Source organism: Streptomyces gilvus, from assembly GCF_022513565.1.
In the GTDB taxonomy this organism is placed as follows: Bacteria; Actinomycetota; Actinomycetes; order Streptomycetales; family Streptomycetaceae; genus Streptomyces; species Streptomyces gilvus.
This window is the reverse complement of the sequence record NZ_JAKWBE010000030.1, coordinates 1-19,902: the sequence shown is the minus strand read 5'-3', so window position 1 is coordinate 19,902 and position 19,902 is coordinate 1. Positions and strand designations below refer to the sequence as shown.

Annotated in this window: 14 protein-coding genes and 1 pseudogene; 11 read left to right on the top strand and 4 right to left on the bottom strand. The window is 70.8% G+C overall.

All coding sequences use genetic code 11. The features are described from left to right. Positions 1-5: 5 nt before the first annotated feature. From MKW14_RS33020 to MKW14_RS32985, 8 genes are all read left to right on the top strand, one after another. The gene (locus MKW14_RS33020; protein WP_240869054.1) at positions 6-2,930 is read left to right on the top strand and encodes a Tat pathway signal sequence domain protein; all 2,925 of its coding nucleotides are present in this window, start codon (positions 6-8) and stop codon (positions 2,928-2,930) included. Positions 2,931-3,045: 115 nt separating this feature from the next. Beyond that, complete coding sequence (locus MKW14_RS33015) at positions 3,046-3,849, top strand: alpha/beta fold hydrolase (protein ID WP_240869053.1); 804 nt, start codon at positions 3,046-3,048, stop codon at positions 3,847-3,849. Positions 3,850-4,206: 357 nt separating this feature from the next. Beyond that, positions 4,207-6,507, top strand: a complete 2,301-nt coding sequence (locus MKW14_RS33010) for a serine/threonine-protein kinase (RefSeq protein WP_240869050.1) — start codon at positions 4,207-4,209, stop codon at positions 6,505-6,507. A gap of 492 nt (positions 6,508-6,999) precedes the next feature. Beyond that, positions 7,000-8,313, top strand: coding sequence for a Gfo/Idh/MocA family oxidoreductase (locus MKW14_RS33005; protein WP_240869048.1), 1,314 nt, complete (start codon positions 7,000-7,002; stop codon positions 8,311-8,313). A 79-nt stretch (positions 8,314-8,392) separates the two neighbouring features. Further along, a complete protein-coding gene (locus MKW14_RS33000) occupies positions 8,393-9,244 on the top strand; it encodes an SCO6745 family protein (RefSeq protein WP_240869046.1) in 852 nt (283 codons plus the stop codon). A 185-nt stretch (positions 9,245-9,429) separates the two neighbouring features. Then, the gene (locus tag MKW14_RS32995) at positions 9,430-10,410 is read left to right on the top strand and encodes a hypothetical protein (RefSeq protein ID WP_240869043.1); all 981 of its coding nucleotides are present in this window, start codon (positions 9,430-9,432) and stop codon (positions 10,408-10,410) included. Positions 10,411-10,454: 44 nt separating this feature from the next. Then, the gene (locus MKW14_RS32990; protein WP_240869040.1) at positions 10,455-12,305 is read left to right on the top strand and encodes an HSP90 family protein; all 1,851 of its coding nucleotides are present in this window, start codon (positions 10,455-10,457) and stop codon (positions 12,303-12,305) included. A gap of 2 nt (positions 12,306-12,307) precedes the next feature. After that, complete coding sequence (locus MKW14_RS32985; protein WP_240869038.1) at positions 12,308-15,241, top strand: hypothetical protein; 2,934 nt, start codon at positions 12,308-12,310, stop codon at positions 15,239-15,241. A gap of 136 nt (positions 15,242-15,377) precedes the next feature. On the opposite strand, the gene MKW14_RS32980 is transcribed toward MKW14_RS32985, so the two are convergent. From MKW14_RS32980 to MKW14_RS32970, 3 genes and pseudogenes are all read right to left on the bottom strand, one after another. Then, positions 15,378-16,031, bottom strand: a complete 654-nt coding sequence (locus MKW14_RS32980) for a class I SAM-dependent methyltransferase (RefSeq protein WP_240869037.1) — start codon at positions 16,029-16,031, stop codon at positions 15,378-15,380. Positions 16,032-16,110: 79 nt separating this feature from the next. Continuing rightward, positions 16,111-16,698 carry a DUF4760 domain-containing protein gene (locus MKW14_RS32975; protein ID WP_240869035.1) on the bottom strand — a complete coding sequence of 196 codons (588 nt, stop codon included), beginning with the start codon at positions 16,696-16,698 and terminating at the stop codon, positions 16,111-16,113. A 143-nt stretch (positions 16,699-16,841) separates the two neighbouring features. After that, positions 16,842-17,084, bottom strand: a pseudogene (locus MKW14_RS32970) (SDR family NAD(P)-dependent oxidoreductase); the annotation flags it as partial. A 314-nt stretch (positions 17,085-17,398) separates the two neighbouring features. On the opposite strand from MKW14_RS32970, the gene MKW14_RS32965 reads away from it, so the two are divergent. Beyond that, on the top strand, positions 17,399-18,103 hold the full coding sequence (locus tag MKW14_RS32965) for a Clp protease N-terminal domain-containing protein (protein ID WP_240869032.1): 705 nt from the start codon (positions 17,399-17,401) through the stop codon (positions 18,101-18,103). Positions 18,104-18,190: 87 nt separating this feature from the next. Here the strand turns inward: MKW14_RS32965 and MKW14_RS41385 are convergent, their stop codons facing one another. Beyond that, positions 18,191-18,298: a ricin-type beta-trefoil lectin domain protein gene (locus tag MKW14_RS41385; protein ID WP_308314665.1), complete on the bottom strand. Its 108-nt coding sequence runs from the start codon at positions 18,296-18,298 to the stop codon at positions 18,191-18,193. A 100-nt stretch (positions 18,299-18,398) separates the two neighbouring features. Between MKW14_RS41385 and MKW14_RS32955 the strand changes: the two genes are divergently transcribed. Both MKW14_RS32955 and MKW14_RS32950 read left to right on the top strand, forming a co-directional pair. Beyond that, positions 18,399-18,734 (top strand): RICIN domain-containing protein, encoded by a 336-nt coding sequence (locus MKW14_RS32955; RefSeq protein ID WP_240869029.1) that lies wholly within the window; start codon positions 18,399-18,401, stop codon positions 18,732-18,734. Between the two features lie 329 nt (positions 18,735-19,063). Beyond that, a partial coding sequence (locus MKW14_RS32950; RefSeq protein ID WP_374116626.1) for a beta-galactosidase occupies positions 19,064-19,902 on the top strand: 839 nt, incomplete at its 3' end.

Below are 19,902 nucleotides of genomic sequence, written 5' to 3'. Positions count from 1 at the left end.
TCACCGTGCCCAACGCACCCAGAAGACGCGATGTGTTGAAGTACGCCGGGGCGACCGGTGTCGTCGCGGCCGCGATCGGACTGCCGACCGCCGCACCCGCCCTCGCCGCCGCAGCGGACTCCCCCGCGCGCGACCGCGCTCCGCTCGACGTCGTCGTGTTCGGCGACACGGACTCCGAGACCGCACACGGCCTCACCGCCACCCTCTCCGACACCGTCACCGGCGGCCTCGGCCAGTCCGCCCGTGTCCTCAACCCGACCAGCCCCGCCTCCTACTGGGGCGGCACGCTCACCTTCGACGTCGCCGTCAGCCCCACCGGCACCACCTACGTCACGGTCCGGCTGTGGGGCGACGACTACGACAGCACCTCCGCGGAAGCCGCGTCGGGCACCGACATGTGGCGGCTGCAGCTCTTCTGCGAGGGCAAGCAGGTCGGCTACGAGGACCAGGGCGCCGTCGACAGCCTCGACATCCTCGACACCGCGCCGCGCACCCCGGGCCGCTTCTTCTTCCACACCCTGCCGCTGCCGGAGAAGATGACCGCCGGCAAGGACAAGGTGACCCTGGAGATCCGGGCGATGGGCCGCATCTGGTCCTACGGCCAGAACTCGGCCCAGCTCTACCGCACGATGACCACGCCCTCGCGCGGCATCTACCGCCTCTACACCCACACCGACCCCTATTTCGAGCCGCCCAAGGGCGAGGTCCAGGGCCCCGCGCCCACCGCGACCACCCGCACCGGGGGTGAGGAGGTCATGGACACCGTCAAGGCACGCGTGCAGAAGGACCAGACCAGCCTCCTCACCACCGCCAATCCGGCCTCCATGGACCACTGGGCGATGCAGTCGCTGGCCGAGGGGTACCTGTGGTCCGGCAGCCCCGCGTACCAGAACCCGGCGGCGCTGGACCGGGTCCTGCAGGCGATCGACGGCCGCTACATGGCCTGGAAGTCCGACTCGACCGTCCTCACCGGCTCGGACCAGCAGTGGCAAGGCTTCGGCCGGGTCGGCCTCGCGCTGGCCCTGCTGTGGGAGAACCTCGGCGACCGCCTCGGCGAGCAGGTCACCGGCTCGCCGTACGCCATTGCCAACCCCGGCTTCGAGTCCGGCGGCGACACCCCGCAGGGCTGGACGGCACCGAGCTTCGGCATCAGCAGCGACGCCACCTGGGTCCGCGACACCACCGTCTCCCGCAGCGGCTCGGCGTCCCTGAGGCTCAAGGCCACCGCGGCCGACGGCAAGGTCTACATCTACCCGGCCGCCAAGACGAAGATCGGCACCGGCACGTACACCTACGGCGCCTGGATCAAGACCGACGGCATCACCGGCGTCGGCGCCCACATCGACCCGCTGTTCTACGACGCGAGCGGCAAGCTCGTCGGCACCGACCACAAGGTGTACTCGGCCAAGGGCACCCACGACTGGGAGTTCGTCTCCTTCGTCTTCGACACCCCGGCCGGCGCGACCCAGATGCAGATGACCCTGCGCCTGAACGGCCCCGGCACGGCCTGGTTCGACGACGTCACCCTCGTCGCCCCCGCCGACACGACCACCCCCGTGCCGCCGGTGCGCACCGACGCGTACATCGACATGCTCCAGTCCAGCCGCGACTACTGGCGGCAGCACTTCCCGCACTACAGCAACCAGACCCAGATCTGCGCCATCGGCATCTACCAGGCCAACCGCGGCCTGAAGCTCCTCGCACCGGAGCTGGCCCTCCCGGAGGACAAGGCCCGCTCGTACATGTACCAGTCGATCGGCCTCACGCCCTACCTCGGCCCGGAGGACGCCGACGGCAATCCGACCAAGCCGCTGGGCGAGAGCTACTACCAGGTGACGAGGGCGGGCCTGACCCGCGAACTCGGCTACGTCGGCAGCTACGGCGAGGTAATCGACTGGCTCGTGATGATGTACGAGTCCGTCACCCGCGGCTACCAGGGCCAGGAGGCGCCCGAACTGCTCAAGCAGATGGTGCGGATGACCAAGGCGCGCGGCAGCTTCCGGGTCCTCGACGTCGACAAGGACCACTGCCGCATCTCCCGCCTGGAGAGCGTCATCGGCTGGCGCAACGAGGTCTACCCCGGCGAGACCGCCTACGCCTCACGCACCGCCTGGGACTCCAACCCCGTCATGTCCGCCGCCGTGTTCAAGGACCCCGACATCGTCGGCTGGACACAGGAGATGATCGCCGACGGCCAGCTCTACCCCCAGCTCGATCTCCAGGTCACCAACACCTCGGCCCGCGTGGGCCTCAACGCCCTGCGGTTCGTCTCCCGCGACTGGGACGACTTCCAGTCCCTGCCCGCCCGGCCAGCCCGCATCCCGACCGCCTGGGACCAGCCCGACTTCGTCGTCACCGACGAGGAGAACGGCTGCCTGGCGGTGAAGAACGGTGAGGAACTCCTCTTCGCCTCCCTCTACTTCCGCGCCCGCCAGGGCGTCAACAACTACGCCCGCATCCACCACGTCACCCCGGTCGACCAGCGCTCGGCCACCATCCGTGAGCGCTCGGGCGGCCTCACCGACGACACCTTCACCGCGCGCGACTGGATCCTGTGGGACTACGCCATCAACGACCCCGGCGCCGCGGGCATCCCGCCCGGCGGTTTCCCGCCGCCCGGTGACACGCTCCACCAGGCCCTCGAAGGCGACGTCTACCACCTCGCCCCCGTCCCCGCCGACGTCCCCGATCCGACCCTCGGCGTCCACTTCGACGGCGTCGAGACCCTGCTGGTGGGCCGTGCGCCCTTCTACCTGTGCGAGTACGGCGACTACCTCATCGCCATGAACACCAGCACCGACAAGGTCTTCACGCTGCCCGCCCGCCAGGACTTCGGGCCCGCCCGCGACCTCGCCACGGGCAAGAACATCGGCGCGGGCCACCGCCCGAGGCTCGGCCCGCTCAGCACCCTGGTGCTGTACCGAGGCTGACGACCGTACGGGCCGGTGCAACTGGCACCGGGCGACCATCGGTGCGAGCAGCCGGGCTTCGGCACCCTCCTGTTCTCACTCTGACCTACGCCACCTATCGGAAGGAGGACGGGGCGTGATCGACATCGGGCGCCTCCGTCTGTTCTGCACGAGCCTGGGGCCCAGCCACGCCCCCGCCCTCCTGCTGGTCCACGGCTGGGGAGGCGACGGCCGGGAATGGTCGTCGCACGCCGAGACCCTGGCCGGCCGGTTCCGGGTGATCGTGCCCGATCTGCGCGGTCACGGCCGCTCCGACGTACCGGACGAGGGCAACACCCCACGGGAGATGGCGGACGACCTGGCCGCCCTGCTCGAGGTGGTCGGCTGCTGCCCGGTGGTGGCCGTCGGTCACTCCATGGGCGGACAGGTGGTCAACCTGCTCGCGGTACGTCGCCCCGGTCTCGTCCGCTCGGTCATCGCGCTCGATCCGGCGCACGGCGCGCACGGTGCCGAAGTGGACGGAATTCCAGGGCGGTTGGCCGCATACCGGGAGCAGGGAGCCCGGGCGGCGGCCGACTTCGTCGCCGGTGCCTTCTCTCCGCAGGCCCCGCCCGGACTGCGCACCGCCCATATCCGTACCATGCTCGGCACCCCGGACCATGTGATCGCCCAGGCGTATGCCGGCATGTACACGGACCGGGAGGCTGTCGGCGTCCGCCCGCACAGCGAGACCTACCTGGAGCGGCGCGCGCAGCCGGCCCTGACGGTGTGGACGTCGGCGGAGGCGGCCGACTGGGAGCGGAGCACGCTGCATGCGCCCGGCTCCCGTGTGGACCACTGGCCCGGTGTCGGGCACTACCTGCACGAAGAGCTCCCCGACCGAGCCACCCGGCTCATCGGGGAGTGGGCGGACTCGCTGTACTCACCTTCTTGGTGGTGAGCCCGGTCCACCCCAGGCCTTCGAGGGTTGGCCCAACCCAAGCCGAATTCGGCGGTGAGCTTCAACACATCGGAGGTCTTTGCCGTATACAGGCATCACAGAGCGTCGCTGTTGCGTATCGTGCACCATTCCCGCAGTACAGACACGTGTCAGCAACAACATGACGACCCGTCAAACCCGCCTGGGAGAAGGGGAGAAGGGCTGGTCAGCTACTTCCGCGTAGCGAAGAGCGGCTGTCGAGATGAACCTCAGTCGTCACTCCAGCCTCTACTGTGTTTGGCAGACCCCTCCCGGGCCTCTCACCCACCAGCGGGCGGGACTCCCGTCTGCCACCAGAGAGAACAGGCAGCCGCGGGTATGAAGCCACTGCGCCCAGAAGATCCCGAACAGCTGGGCCCCTACCGCCTCGTGGCCCGGCTCGGAGCAGGCGGAATGGGTCGGGTGTATCTGGCCACCTCCCCGGCCGGCCACAGCGTCGCGGTCAAGGTCATCCGCCCCGAGATGGCCGAGGACAAGAACTTCCGCATCCGCTTCCGCCGCGAGGTGGCGGCCGCCGCGGCTGTCGGCGGCACCTACACCGCATCCGTCGTGGACGCCGCTCCGGACGCGGAAACGCCGTGGCTCGCCACCACGTACATCCCCGGCCCCACCCTGGCCGAGGCGGTCGCCGAACACGGGCCGCTGCCGGTGGAGGCGGTTCTCGCCCTCGGTGCGGGCATGGCTGAGGCCCTCATCGCGGTGCACGCCCAGGGACTGGTGCACCGTGACCTCAAACCCTCGAACGTGCTGCTCGCCGCCGACGGACCACGCGTCATCGACTTCGGCATCGTCCGCGCCCGTGACGGCTATCAACTCACCGCCACCGGCGGTGTGTTCGGCTCCCTGGAGTACATGTGCCCGGAGCAGGCGACCGGAGATCCGATGGGAGCGGAGGGCGACGTCTTCTGTCTCGGCTCGGTGCTGGCCTTCGCCGCGTGCGGGCGTCCCCCGTTCAGCGGCGCCGCGGCGGCGACTCTGCTGTACCAGGTGGTCCACGGCTGGCCCGACCTGACCGGTGTGCCCGAACCGCTCGAGAAGATCATCGGGCTCTGTCTGGCCAAGGATCCCGCCCTGCGCATCACGCCCGACCGACTGTCCGCGGCGTGCGCTCCGGGCGGTGTCGAACAACTGCCGACCGAGGACTGGCTGCCCGCTCCGGTGGCGGCGACCGTCGCTCGTTATCAGGCCGCCGTCCTGGATCTCGTGCCGACGCCGACCACCGCGCCCAACGCCGTCGACATCGCCCGGAGCACGACCGGAGCGAACGGCGCCTGCCCCGGTGGCTCCGATGGTCAGAGCGGTGAAGCGGGTGACAGCGCAGAGTCCCCAGTCGCCGTCATGCCCCGGGCCGAAGCGAACTTCGAAGGCCCGACGGTACCGGAGCAGTCCGACCCGTGCGAGAAGCCGGCCCGGCAGGACCCGCCTTCCCGTGCGCACCGTCGCTCCCCCGCGCGCTCCGGTCTCTCCCGGCGCTCGATGCTCGCCGCCGCCACCGGCCTGGCGGTGGCCGGAGGTGCCACCGCGCTCGTCGCCGTGCGAGGAAAGCCCCGCGCCCGCTCCGCGTCCCCACCGGTCTCCGCGCCCGAGCCGAACTGGGTCTACACCGGTGACCCGTTGCTGCAGACCCCGGCGGTCTTCAACGACGGCACCGCCCTGCTCAAGGCCCGCCCGGGCGCCATGATCTGTCTCGACCTCGGCAACGGCTCCCACCCCAAGTGGATCTACCAGGGCATCAGCCTCTCGCCCACTCCCGTCCTGCTGGCCGACGGGGCGGCCGTCGCCCTCGGCACGGGCGCCACGGTGATCGGCGTCGATCCGACCAGCGGGTCCGAGCGGTTCACCCTCGACTTCGGCACGGACTTCCAGTTCGACCAACTGCTGGGCGCCTACGACGGCTTCGCCCTCTCCGTGCTCGGCGCTCGCCTGGAGCGCCAGTCGACGGAACAGGGCGTCGCGACGTCCACCGACGCGGTCTTCGCCGTCGACCTCCGCGCCCGGCAGGCCGAGGTCATCCCGATCAGCCCAGAAGACGTCGGCATCCCTCTGCAACCGGTCGTTGTCTCCGACTACTTCGTCTACGCCGACGGCCTGCGCAACGTCTCCGTCCGCAGCACCCACGACGCCGGCTCCCTGCGGTGGCGGCACCCGGTCGGCTACGACCTCCGGCCGGGTCTCGCCGTACTCGGCCAGACAGTCTTCGCCATCGGCTCCGAGCTCATCGCCCTGGAGCTGAGTACCGGCAGGCTCCGCTGGCGTGCGAAGCCCGGGCACGGCCTGTTCACCTCCCTCGGAGCGGGCGGCAACACCGTCTACGTCACCGGTGACGACCCCCACGGCGTCTACGCCTTCAACGCGGCGAACGGCTCACGGCGCTGGTTCTGCGAAACGCCCCAACTCGACGGCGACCATCCCGTCACCGTCGGACCGAACGCCGTCTACGTCGCCGCCCTCGAGAACAAGAACGGCTTCTTCGCCATCGACGCGGCTGCCGGCCGCCTGCGGTGGACCTTCACGGACGGCCGGGACACCGGCGTCAACGGCTGGCAGATCGCCTGCGACCGAACCGGACACCTGGTGGCTCACCACTACGACCGGGTCTACGGACTGCCGAGCGCCTAGCAGCGGCGCCGGCTCCGGATACGGCGTCAGAGCCGCCGTCATGCCGTCCGGGCGAGACCCCGGCCACCCTGCCGGCCGCACTGGGCCGAGTGCTGCGCTCGGGACCCGCCGTCTGTCTGGTGCCCACCGGGGTACTGATGTCGCTGTGGCTGGACGCTGTGGCCGTCGACGCGCGCGGGAGCGGCCTGGGCCTCCCCGTGACGGTGGCCGGCGCGCTCGTGGCAGCCATGGGTCCGGGATGCGCGGCGGGCCGGCGGGAGGGGATGGCTTGGCGGACGGTCCGCGTCTCGGCGTTCCGCTCGATGCACGGGCAACCGCTCGTGCCGGTGCTGCTGGCGGGGACGTGGTCGGGGCCGCCGCGCTGGTGGCCATGTCCCCCGTCCTGCTGCTCGTCGCCCTCGGTCCGCCGGCCCTCGCCGCGACGGCCGTCGACGCCTGGCGGCCCCTGCCGCTGCCCCCTCCCGAACCGTCCTCGAACAGAATGGAGACCCCATGCCTTCCGACACCGCACGCCGCCGCTGCGCCGTGGTGGGACTGGGCGCCCGCGCCCGGCTCTTCACCGCGGCGCTCGCCGGTCCCCACGCGGACCGCGTCGAACTGGTCGGCTTCTGCGATGTCAATCCGCACCGCATGGCCGTCCACAACGAGTGGATCGGCGCCTCGGTACCCGCCTACGCGGCCGAGGACTTCACCGAGATGCTGCGCCGCGAACGCGTCGACCTCGTCGTCGTGTGCAGCGTGGACCGCACCCACGACCACTACATCGTGCGGGCCCTGGAGGCCGGCTGCGACGTCGTCACCGAGAAGCCCATGACGACGGACGCAGACCGCGCCCGCCGCATCCTCGACGCTCAGCGGCGCACCGGCCGCGAGGTGCGGGTCGCGTTCAACTACCGCTACAACCCGGTGCACGCGGCCGTCCGCGAGACCATCGCGGGCGGCCGGATCGGCGAGATCGGCTCCGTCCACTTCGAATGGCTCCTCGACCTGCGCCACGGCGCCGACTACTTCCGGCGCTGGCACCGCGAGAAGGCCAACTCCGGCGGCCTCATGGTGCACAAGGCCACCCACCACTTCGACCTGGTCAACTGGTGGCTGGGCACCGAACCGGAAACCGTGTACGCGCAGGGCGGGCTCTTCTTCTACGGCGACGAGGCGGGCCGGCGACGGGGCCTGGCCCGGGACTACGCGCGGGCCCACGGCGCCCCCTCGGCACAGGACGACCCCTTCGCCGTACACCTGGCGGACTCGCCGCTGCTCACCGCCCTGTACCTGGACGCTGAGGCCGCGGACGGCTACCTGCGCGACCAGAACGTCTTCGGGCCCGGGGTGACGATCGAGGACGACATGGCGGTGCTGGTGCGCTACGTGTCGGGGGCCACGCTGACCTACCACCTCACCGCGTACTCCCCCTGGGAGGGGTACCGCATCTCCTTCAACGGCAGCGAGGGGCGCCTCGAGCTGCTCGTCGAGGAGTCCACCTGGACGCGCTCGGAGGTGCAGGTCCGGGGCGACACCGCCGTACTGCACGGGGACGCGGTGGGTGACACGGCCGGGCGCACGGAACTGACGCTGCGGCGCTTCTGGGAACCGCCGCGTGAGATCAAGGTCCACACCGGTGAAGGGGGGCACGGCGGCGGGGACGTCCGGATGCTCGCCGATCTCTTCGGTGAGCGCCAGGCCGACCCGCTCGGGCGGGCGGCCGACGCCGTCGACGGGGCACGCTCCCTGGTGACCGGGCTGGCCGCGAACCGGTCCTTCGAGTCGGGCGGTCCGGTACGGGCCAGGGACCTGCTCGACTTCTGACGTTCCCCGCTTCGCTCACCGATGAGTTTCGTTGTGCCGGAAGGTCCATCCCGGCACAACGAGACGAATGGAGAGCCCGATGAGCAAGGCGCACCCGTATCCGACGGCTGACATCGCCCGTCGCATGTTCGAGCTGCTGGAGCCGATCTGCCTGGTCACCTTCTTCGCCGACGAGTGCAACGAGGAACTGGCGGCACTCGGCCACCGCACCTACTGGGACGGCTACTTCGCCAGCCGGGCCGCGCCGCTGGGCCGGGTGCCGGCCCAGGTCGTGCACGCGGCCTTCTACAACTTCGCCGAGGGCGAGGCCGCCCGGCACATCCCCAGCGCGTGGGAGACGATCCCGCCCGAGGCGTCCGTCGCCGCGCGGGAGCGGGGCAGCGCGGCCTCCCTGCGGCGCATCCTCGGCGAGGAACGCGCCGGCTCCCCGGACCTGGTGCGCGCCGCCGACCTGACCACCAAGGCCGCGACGAGCGCCCCCACCGAGGGCCGGGTCATGTACGCCGGGATGCGCACCCTGCCCGTGCCCAGCGACCCGGTCGCCCGGCTGTGGCACTCGGCGACCATGCTGCGCGAGCACCGCGGTGACGGGCACATCGCCGCCCTCGTCGGCGCGCGCATCGGCGGCACGGAGGCCCACATCCTCTCCGCCCTGGAGCAGGGCATCCACCCGCCGACGTCGTTCGGGCGCGTCCACCACCTGCCGAAGGAGCGGCTGGCCGCGGTCATGGAAGGCTTGCGCGAACGCGGGCTCGTCGACGACGAGGACCGGTTCACCGACGCCGGCCGGGAGACCAAGCACCGCGTCGAAGCCCTGACCGACGAACTCGCCGCCCCGCCCTACGAGGCCCTTTCCCCCACCGAGCTCGACGAACTGATCACCGCGCTCGAACCCATCACCGCGACGCTGGTGGCCGCGGGGTCGCGGTGAGGAACGGACGCGGTGGATCGCGGGGCGCGCTGAAGCCGTCCGGGTGCCCGTCACCGCCGTGAACACGGCCGCCCCCCCCACGACATCACGGCCTCGCGAAGCACCCGTGAAAACCCTGTGGAAGTGATGTCGGTGGCACCGCCTATGCTGCAGCGACGATCAAGCAGGAGCTGGGGAGGCGCGGCATGTTGGGGAAGCTGTTCGGCAGGGGCGGGGCGAGGCCGGAGGCGGATCCGCACGCATTGCCGGCACCACGCCTCGGCGGGATGTACAAGCTGCAGGCGCTCGGGGACGCGCGGGTGCTGGCCCTGGTGGAGGCCGCGCAGGCAGGCGACTGGGAACGGGTCAAGTCGGCTCTGGCGCCTTTCGACCTCGGCCGGGACCACCAGGTGCTCGGCGAACTCGCCGACGTGGACGGGGTGCAGGACTGGATCGGCAGGGCCGTTGACGAGGACAAGGAACACAGGGCCACGGCCCTGCTGATTTCCGGCGCGCGTCACATCGTCTGGGGCTGGGAGGCACGCACCTCCGATCTCGCCAAGAACGTGTCCCAGGAACAGTGGCGGCTCTTCCACGAGCGGCTGCACATCGCGGAGAAACAGCTCCTGGAAGCAGCCGAGTCGCGGCCGGAATGGATCACGCCGTGGCGCCGTCTGCTCACCTCGGGCCGCGGCATGTCGCTGGGCGCGGCCGTCAACGAGACGCGGCGCGACGCCGCCCTGCGCCGCGATCCCCTGGATCTGGAAGTCCACGTCGAGTGGGTGTCGTATCTGCAGCCGCGCTGGAGCGGAGAGCCGGGCCAGGCCCTGGCGTTCGCCCGCGAGGCGTTCGCCGGCGCCCCTGAGGGCCATCGCCTCGGCTGCGTGATCGCCATGGCGCACATCGAGGACTGGGTGGAGTCGGACGACAAGAACTGCCTGGCGACCCCGGACATCCAGGACGAGCTGCTGGCAGCGGCGGAACACTCCATCCTGCACCCCGCCTACGAGCGTCGCCCCGGCTGGCAGGAGGACTTCAACATCTTCGCCATGGCCCTGTCGCTCGCCTCCGAGCGCATCGCGTTGCCACGGGTCTTCCGCGAGCTGCAGGGCGCTTTCACCCCGTGGCCCTGGAAGTACATGGCGCAGCCGGAAAAGATGTACGCCCGCGCCCGGCGAAACGCCTGACCCCGCCCTCATCCACCGTCGCTCACCTCACCCCGGACTGACCTGTGACCTTGCCTGACACTCCCTTGAGCCCGGCCGCCGCCGACCGTACCTTCCAGGTGGACCTGCGCGGTCTCGTCGACCTCCTCTCGCACCACCTCTACTCCAGCCCCCGCGTCTACCTGCGCGAACTGCTGCAGAACGCGGTGGACGCGCTGACCGCCCGGCACGGCGTCGAACCGAACGCCCCCGCCGGCGCGTTCGGTATCCGTCTGTACGCGGACGGATCCGAGGTGCGCGTCGAGGACGACGGCGTCGGACTCACCGAGGCCGACGTGCACACCTTCCTCGCCACCATCGGCCGCAGCAGCAAGCGGGCGGAGCGCATCGCCGAGCAACGGGCCGACTTCATCGGCCAGTTCGGCATCGGCCTGCTGTCCTGCTTCCTGGTCGCCGACGAGATCCACGTCCTCAGCCGCTCCGCCCGCACCCCCGACGCGCCCGCCGTGGAGTGGCGGGGACGCGGCGACGGCAGCTACAGCGTCCGCACGCTGCCGGCCTCCGCCCGTCCGCGGCCCGGCACCACCGTGACGCTGACGCCGCGCGCCGACGCCGGGCAGTGGACCCGGCCGGCCGAAGTCCACGCGCTGGCACGGCACTTCGGGTCTCTTCTGCGTCACCCCGTGACGTTCGACGACGGCAAGGGCGGCGGCGAGGGAGTTCCCGTCAATCCCGAACCCGCCCCCTGGGCCCGTGCCCACCCCACGCCGGGGGCGCGCTCCCGCGCGCTGGCCGCCTACGGCGAGAGCGTCTTCGGCTTCACGCCCCTGGACACCATCGAACTGGACCTCCCGGCCGTGGGACTGAAGGGCATCGCGTGCGTGCTGCCCGAGGCGGTACCGGCCGGGCGCCGCCACGGCCACCGCGTGCACGTCAAGGGCATGCTGCTGTCCGAGCAGGCCGAGGAGATCCTGCCCGAGTGGGCGTTCTTCGTCCGTTGCGTCGTCGACGCCGAGGCCCTGCGCCCCACGGCGTCCCGCGAGTCCCTGTACGAGGACGACACCCTCGCCGCCGTACGCGAGGCGCTCGCCGAACGGCTGCGCGCGTGGATCGCGCGCGTCGCCGCCAGCGACCCGGACCTGCTCGGCCGCTTCCTGCAGGCCCACCACCTGGCCGTGAAGTCGTTGGCGGTGCACGACGACGAGATCCTGCGGATGCTGCTGCCCTGGCTGCCGTTCGAGACCACCGACGGGCACGCCACCCTGGACGAGTTCGCGCGCACCCACCGCACGGTGCTCGTGACCTCCAGCGTGGAGGAGTTCCGGCAGATCGCGTCGATCGCCTCCGCCGCCGGCCTCGGCGTCGTCAACGGCGGCTACACCTACGACCGTGAACTCGTCCACCGTATGCCGGAGATCCGGCCCGAGGTCACGGTCGCCGACCTCGACCCGGCGACACTGACCGCCCACCTCGACCCCGTCGAGCGGGAGACGGAACTGGCCGCCGCGGCCTACCTCGCGCAGGCCCGCGACGCACTCGCCGTGTTCGACTGCGACGTCGCGCTGCGCACCTTCCAGCCGGCCTCCGCCCCCGCCCTGCTCCTCGACAGCCGTGAGGCCCGCCACGAGCGCACCCGCTCCCAGCTCGCCCGCGAGCAGCAGGGCGGCGTCTGGGGCGACATCCTCGGCCATCTGCGGCAGGAGGCGCCGCGGGCCCAGCTGATCCTCAACCAGCTCAACCCGCTGGTCCGTACCGCCGTCACCATCGACGAGCCCGAACTCGCCCGCACCAGCGCCGAAGCGCTCTACGGGCAGGCCGTGATGCTGTCCCGGCGCCCGCTCCGGCCCGCCGAGTCCAGCCTCATCAACCGCTCCTTCCTCGACCTTCTCGCCCACGCCCTGCGCAAGGACAGCTGACGATGCCCACCGCACCCCAGACCACCGACGAGTTGTACGAGGCGCTCCAGGCGAACGATCAGCGCCCCTACGGCCGCACCCGTACCCTCACGGCCGAGGAACTCGTCGACGCCGCGGAGCAGTTCGCCGAGCCCCTCCCGCTGATCCACGCACTGCTGGAGCTGCAGGAGGCGTACACCTACGGCTCCGAACCCCGCAAGTCGCCCGTCGTCTTTGCCCGCCTGCTCACTCTCTTCGACGAGCAGCCCGACGTATTCGACGAGCGGCTGCGGCACATGCTGTTCTGGCGGTTCAAGTGGGTGGCCAACGCCCTGCGGGCGATACCCGAGATCCCGCTGGCCAGTCTGCGCCAGTGGCTGAACGAGATGCGCGACCGGTACGAGAAGGCCGGCCTGGACCTGCAGCCCTACTACGGCCAGGCGTATCAGCTCGCCGCCCACACGGGCGAGGACACCGACCTCGCCTACGAGCTGTGGGCGGCGCGCACCCGCACCCGGCTCAGCGACTGCGAGGCCTGCGAGATCTGCGAGCGTGCCCTGTACCACCTGACGGCGGGCGACGACGAACGGGCGCTGCGCGGCTGGGAGCCCGTCCTGGCCGGGAAGGAGTCCTGCCAGGAGGAGCCCGCCCGTTCCGTCTCGTACGCCCTGCTGCCGCTGCTGCGCACCGGCCGCACCGACCGCGCCCGCGAGCTGCACCTCGCCGGCTACCGACGCTGCCGCCGCAACCCCTCCATGGCCCCGGAGGTCGGCCGGCACCTGGAGTTCTGCGCGCTGACCGGCAACGAGGCTCGTGGCCTGGAACTGCTCGCCGAGAACCGTAACCTGTTCGACGAGGTCGACTCCCCGCTGGACCTGCTCGACTTCCTCACCGGCGCGGAAGTCCTCCTGCGGCGGATCCAGGCCCTCGGCCACGGCGACCTGCCCGCCGCCGGATACGCGGGCCGCGCCTGGACGGTGACCGGCCTCCGCGCCGAGATCCGGGGCCGCGCCGACGAACTCGCCGCCCGCTTCGACGCCCGCAACGCCACCACCGCCCACAGCGACCGCCGTACAGCACGACTCGCACGCGATCCGCTCCGCGAGGCGCTGGAACTCACCCTCCGTACCCGGAGCCTGGACGACGTGGCCCCGCAGTCCCCCGTCACTCCCCCCGCCGCCCCCGCCGCTCAAGCCGTCCCCGAGTCGCTGCCCGAACTCATCCTGCGGGCACGGGCCTTGTGGGAGGAGGGGCACCCCGGCGCACAGGCGTGCTGGACGCGGTTGCGCACGCTGGTCGCCGCCCCCGACTACGTCCACCCCGAGGATCAGGCCATCGGCCCGCTGGCGCGACTGCGGGCGGACCTGCTGGCCGACGAAGCGCACACGGCGAGCGAGAAGGACAGGTACGCGCGCGCCTCCGCCCTGCACAAGGAGGCCGCGCAGCTGTACGACGAGGCCGCGCAGCCGGCGCACGCGGTGCTCGCCCGCGCCGACGCGCTGTTCGCCGACGCCGAGATCGTCCTTCAGGACGCCGAGGAGGACGAGGAGAAGCCGGCCGCGCTGAACGCCGCCCACGAGTCCCTGGTCCGCCTCCACGAAGAGACGACCGGCCTCTCGCCACGCCAGGAAGCCCGTCTGCTGCGGCTGCGGGCGACCGTGCTCGGCCTGCGCCTTCAGACCTCGCACAACGAGGACCACGCGGCGCCGCTCCTCGCCGAAGTGGAGCGTCTGCACACCTATGCCACCCGGCACGACATCGCCGGGCAGATCTCCGGCGCCCTCCTGCTGCGTGCCAGCACCCACGCGCTCACCGGCGACCTGCCCGCGGCGGTCACCCAGATAGACGCCCTCCTGGAGCGGCTCAGGACACACGGCCCCGCCTGGCACCTGCCCCGCACGCTCGGACTGCGCGGCCGGATCCAACTGGGCCTCAGGGACGCGCAGGCGGCCCACGCGGACCTGACCGAGGCGCTCCGGCTGTCCACGGAATGGCCCGGCGGGGCGGCCGAGACCGTGCGGCTGCACGCCGATCTGGCGGAGGCGTGCATGCACCTGCACCGCCACGACGAGGCCCTGCGACACCTGACGCGTTCCGCGGAGCTCGGACTGCGCCACGGCAGCCGCAGGGACGCCTTCCGCACGTACACCCACGCCGCTCAGCTCAGCCTCGACCTCGGTCACATCGAGGACACCATCGCGCTGCTGGACTCCCTGCTCACCGAACCGGACGTCGTCTCCGACGAGATGGACGACCGGCTCGGCGCCCAGCTCCGCCTGACCCGCGCCCGCGCGCTGCACGCGGGCGGCGACCTGAAAGCCGCCACGGCGGAGTTCGCCGCCCTCGCCGCCGAGTCGGCCGGCTGGGACGACGACCCGGGAAGCCATGCCATGATCGCCGCGGAGACGGCCATGCTCCTGGGCGAATCCGGTGAGTTCGGCCGGGCCCGCGAGGCCGCGGAGCAGGCGCTGGCCGCCCACGCCAAGGAGCCGCGCTACGAGCAGCTGAGCAGCTGCCTGCGTGAACTCGCCCGTCTCACGGCCCAGCAACAGGGTCCCGACGGCCTGGCCGACGCCCTCGCCTTCCTCGCCGACGCCGGGCGCGTCGCGGACGAGGCCCGTACCGCCGGGCACGAGGCCCACGGCCGTTCCCTGGACAGCGCACTGGCCTACGAACACGGCCGGGTCAACGCGTACGCCGGCGAGTACGAGGACGCCCTGGTCGCGCTGGACAGGGCTCTCGCCCTGCTCGGTGAGCCCGGACAGCAGGACGGCCACGCCGGCGAGTGGGCCGAATGCGTCCGGCTGGCCGGTGCCGTGGAAGGCCTCTCCCTGGAACGCCCCGCCCCCGCGCTCACCCGCCTCGACGCGGCCATCGCCCATCTGACCGCCCAGGGTCACACCGAGGAAACCGGCCCCCTGGCCTCCCTGGCGACCCGTCTGCGCGACGAGCAATGACCCGCAGCGCATGATGCCGGGGCGACGACCTGTCGCCCCGGCTCGTCCAGTCGCTCCGGGCTCCCGATGTCACGGCCCTGATCGAGGAAGGAGTAGTGCAGGAGGGACAGGCGGAAAGTGTGCGGAGCAAGCCACTTCAGCCCTTTGCGGGTTTGCGGGCCAGCAGACAGGCGTGCGGTCTCGTCACCCGGCCGCCGGGCTCCTGCTCCAGCCTCGCCGTGACGGCGAGTCCGGCCTGCTTCATCAGGCCGACGATGCGGTCCAGCGGCAGGAGGTACGACTCGTAGGACACCGGACGGCCGTAGCCCTGCGTCGGCTGCAGCCGTTCGTCGCCGACGTGGCCTCCCCACAGCAGGTGGCCGCCGGGCGCGAGCGTGCGGTGGAACTCGGCGAACACCGCGGGAAGCCACTGCGGGGGCGTGTGGTGGGTGGAGTACCAGGCCAGGATGCCGCCGAGCTCGTCGTCCTTCAGCTCCAGCGCGGTCATCGAGCCCGTGGTGAACCGCAGGTTCGGACAGGCGAGGCGGGCCAGCTCGATCATCTTCGGGGACAGGTCGACACCGAAGGCGGACACCCCCAGGTCGGCCAGGTGCGCCGTCACCCGGCCGGGACCGCACCCCAGGTCCGCGACCGGCCCGAGATCAGCCGTCCGTACGAGTTCGGCGAACCCCGCCAGCATCGCACGGGACAACGGGTCCAACTCGGTGGGAAGCGGTACGCGTTCGACGTAGTCGACGGCGACCGTGTCGTAGGACTCACGCACGGCTGCGAGGAAGGAGGGCTCGGTCATGCGGGCGACCCTAGACGAGGGCACTGACAGCCGTGGCACGGACCTGAGTTGGTCCGCTCGGCCGGCCGAGGACGCCCTGCTACAACACTGGTTGTCCCTGTCGTGGCAGGTTTCCGGCGTTCATGGCTGATCGAGCCGAGCGGAGTGTCGTCATGTGGCCGGCCAGCCACTCCAGGTTCTCGTAGACGCTGGGCTCACCGTGCTTCTCCCGCTGTGCCTCGATCCAGGGCCGGTAGTTGTTCCATACGGCGATGATGAAGCCGCCCCATGCCTCATGGATGACTTCTTGGTCAAAGGCGTCCGCCTGCGCGCCCACGGCAAGGAAGTTGTAGGTCGTGAGGTAGGCCGTGATCTGCTTCGTCGCATGATCGTCACCTGACAGCGAGAGGTTGATCAGGTCGGCAATGCCCCGGCGATCACGCTCGGCAGGTATTCCCTGGTCGAACAGCGCCTTCCGTCGATCCATGTTGGCCGTCAGATACTCCATGGTCGCCTGCTTACGACGCCTGTCGTGATCTTGATCAGTGCTGCGCGACAGCATGCGAAGCTGCCACACCACAGCGGCGAAGGCAACGAGACCGAGGGTCAGGGAGGAGTACTCGTACGGCGTCACGGCGGCATACCCTACGGAGTACACGCAGGTCGCGAAGCGGTTCCCGGCATCCATGCATGACATGACACGGGAACGGACACAGCCGTACAGGGACGGATTCCGCACAGGTCGCCGATGACCGATCACGACCGCAACAGCGTCCACCGCCCCTGCAGGCCGCCGGCCGTGCTACTGCCCGTCGAGCGCCCGCTTCTGACTCACCAGGGGACGACTCCCTCGTCGTCGAAGAAGCCGCCGCGCGGTCCGTCGTCCGGCACGGTGGCGGGGTGGACGGCGATCGCGGCGCCCTGCTCGGGCGTACGGAGTCCGTTGAAGCCGGTGAAGTCGCTTGCCACGTAACCCGGGCAGCAGGCGTTCACGATGACGGGCGTGTCGGCGAGTCGGCGGGCGTACTGTGCCGTGAGGCTGTTGAGCATCGACTTCGATGGTGCGTAAGCGGACCACGGCGCCCTCGACGACCTGCTGCCCGCCTGCACGGAGCGGGGTGCCTCGGTCATCGCGGCGTCGATCTTCAACTCCGGTCTGCTGGCGACGCCCGGCCCGCCGAGGGTGCCACCTTCGACTACGCGCCCGCCGAACAGGGGATGGTCGAGCGGGCGCATCGCATGGCCGATGTCTGCGAGGCGCATGGCGTGACGCTGCCGGAGGTGGCGCTGGCCTTCCCGCTGCGCCACCCGGGACGATCCGGCACACACCGCGATCCGAGCGTCAATTACAAGTTGACGAGGAGTCATCGTCAACTTAAGATTGACGCATGAGCCCACTCGACATCAGCCTGGCCGACCTGATCGCCCGGCTAGACGAGGAACTTCCCGAAGCCAACGAACTGGCACGCATCAGCGAGGCACGCCTTCGTGCCCAGACGCTGTCCGACCTCGGTGACCAGCTCATCGACCACTACGTCAGCAAGGCCAAGCAGTGCGGCGCCTCCTGGACCGAGATCGGCGACGCCATCGGAGTCTCCAAACAGGCCGCCCAGCAACGCCACACGCCCTCCGCCTTCGAGCGGTTCACCAACCTCAACCGGCACAGCATCGTGCTGGCACAGGAAGCCGCCCGAACGCACAAGCACGACTTCATCGGCACCGAACACATGCTGCTCGGCCTGCTCGGCGAACCGCGGGGCCTGGCGTACGAGGTGCTGGTGGCGAAGACCGAGTCGGAGCAGCGCATCCGCGACGCGATCCGGGAAGCGTTGCCGCCCGCCGGGAAGAAGGCGCCGCGGGGTCACATCGCGTTCCGGCCGGAGAGCAAGAAGGCCATCGAGGAGGCCCACCGCGCGTCGGCCGCCCTCGGCCACGACTGGGTCGGCACGGAACACACGCTGCTGGGCCTGATCCGGGTGGAGGAAGGCCTCGCCGCGCGGATCCTGCGCGAACTCGGCTTCACGTGGGACGAGCTGAACGAGACGGTCAGGCACGAGATCGCCGAACGGCTCGCCACGCGCGACAAGCAGTGATCACAGAACATTCGCCGGTCACCGCATGACAACGGGCTCGCCGGATCACCGGCGAGCCCGACTGCTGGTCCCCTGCCTCCCGTCGGCTCAGTTGACCCGGACGATCTTCCACAGCTGGTCGTCGACGCTGACGTCGTTCCACTGGACGACGGACGCACCGTTGGCGGTGGAGGACTGGGCGACGCCCGCGACCAGGCCGCTGCCCGCGTTGACGAGCTTGTACTAGCCGCCGCCGGCGCTGGTCAGGGTCCACTTCTGGGATGCGCCAGCGGAGGCGCTGAGCGGGTTCACGGCGGTGAACAGGCTCACCGGCAAGTACCTGGAGATCCCCGCCGCCTCCACCACCGCCGGCACGGCGGCCGACCAATGGCAGAACCCCGCGTGCGACTGCCAGTTGTGGACCTTCCAGTCCCAGAGCGGCGACGCGTGGACGCTGCAGAACGTCCGCAGCGGCCTGAAGCTCAACATCGGCAACGCCTCCACCGCCGCGGGCGCGGAGGGAACGGGGTGGGAACGCGCGGAGCGGGGTCTGGCGCCTCGCTGGGCAGGGGACGTGTACGGCTCCACAGGGGGGATGGGGGCGGGTGTGTGCGGGAGCGTGTCGGCTCCCGGTTGCGGCTCTGGCACATGACGGCGTTCGGGCGATCGAACGAGGTCAGTGGCTATGGCCGCGCGGTCAGATCGCGCGGTCATGTCTACGCAGCGGAGTGAGGGACGTCAAGAGTTCCGACCTCTCCCCCGGTTTCGCGCGATGCTCGGCTCGCCGACCGCAACGACATGCGGGCAGTACATATCTGCAGTTCAGAGCCATCGCAAGGGGTGTTCCTCACCACGCGGGGCAAGCGGATGAGGCGAGTCCGGCTTGCGCGACCTTCACCCCGCCACCTTGACAGCAGGCCCGAGCAGCGCTCACGCTTCCAGACATCCGTCGATCATGTTTTTGTTGGATCTCGTTTGATTATGGTCGTGCGACGGTCTCGACAATCGAAAGTGACCCCCGTGACAGCTCCGCACTCTCCCCAGCGCCCCGCCACGCCCGTGCTCGCGGTGCCCGGCATCGCCTACGGCGGTGACTACAACCCCGAGCAGTGGCCCGAGGAGGTCTGGGCCGAGGACGTACGCCTGATGCGCGAGGCCGGCGTGAACATGGTCAGCGTCGGCATCTTCTCCTGGGCGCTGCTGGAGCCGTCAGAGGGTGTTCACGACTTCTCCCGCATGGACCGCATCCTCGATCTCCTGCACGCCCACGGCATCGCCGCCGACCTGGCCACTCCCACGGCGGCCCCGCCCGCCTGGTTCTTCGTCCAGCATCCCGAGGCCCTGCCGGTCGATCGCGATGGGCGCACCCTGTCGTACGGCAGCCGCCAGACCTTCTGCCCGAGCAGCCCCGCCTACCGCGAGGCGGCCGTGCGGATCACCGCGGCGCTGGCCGAGCGGTACGCCGACCACCCCGCGGTCGTCATGTGGCACGTCCACAACGAGTACGGCTGCCACAACGCGACCTGCTACTGCGACACCAGCGCGGCGGCCTTCCGCACCTGGCTGCAGGCGAAGTACGGCAAGGACCTGACCGCCCTCAACCACGCCTGGGGCACCACCTTCTGGTCCCAGTGGTACTACGACTGGGACCAGATCCTGCCGCCCCGCGCGACCGGCGCCGACCCCAATCCCACCCACCTGCTGGACTGGCGCCGCTTCTGCTCCGACGAACTGCTGTCGCTGTACCGGGCCGAACGCGACGTCCTGCGGACGGTGGCCCCTTCCGTCCCGGCCACCACCAACTTCATGGTCAACTTCAG

Coding starts and splice junctions, on each gene's coding strand:
- MKW14_RS32980 (WP_240869037.1), bottom strand. CDS start 16,031: ATGACCGAGCCCTCCTTCCTCGCAGCCGTGCGTGAGTCCTACGACACG.
- MKW14_RS32985 (WP_240869038.1), top strand. CDS start 12,308: ATGCCCACCGCACCCCAGACCACCGACGAGTTGTACGAGGCGCTCCAG.
- MKW14_RS32965 (WP_240869032.1), top strand. CDS start 17,399: ATGAGCCCACTCGACATCAGCCTGGCCGACCTGATCGCCCGGCTAGAC.
- MKW14_RS32975 (WP_240869035.1), bottom strand. CDS start 16,698: ATGGATGCCGGGAACCGCTTCGCGACCTGCGTGTACTCCGTAGGGTAT.
- MKW14_RS33000 (WP_240869046.1), top strand. CDS start 8,393: ATGAGCAAGGCGCACCCGTATCCGACGGCTGACATCGCCCGTCGCATG.
- MKW14_RS33010 (WP_240869050.1), top strand. CDS start 4,207: ATGAAGCCACTGCGCCCAGAAGATCCCGAACAGCTGGGCCCCTACCGC.
- MKW14_RS32995 (WP_240869043.1), top strand. CDS start 9,430: ATGTTGGGGAAGCTGTTCGGCAGGGGCGGGGCGAGGCCGGAGGCGGAT.
- MKW14_RS33005 (WP_240869048.1), top strand. CDS start 7,000: ATGCCTTCCGACACCGCACGCCGCCGCTGCGCCGTGGTGGGACTGGGC.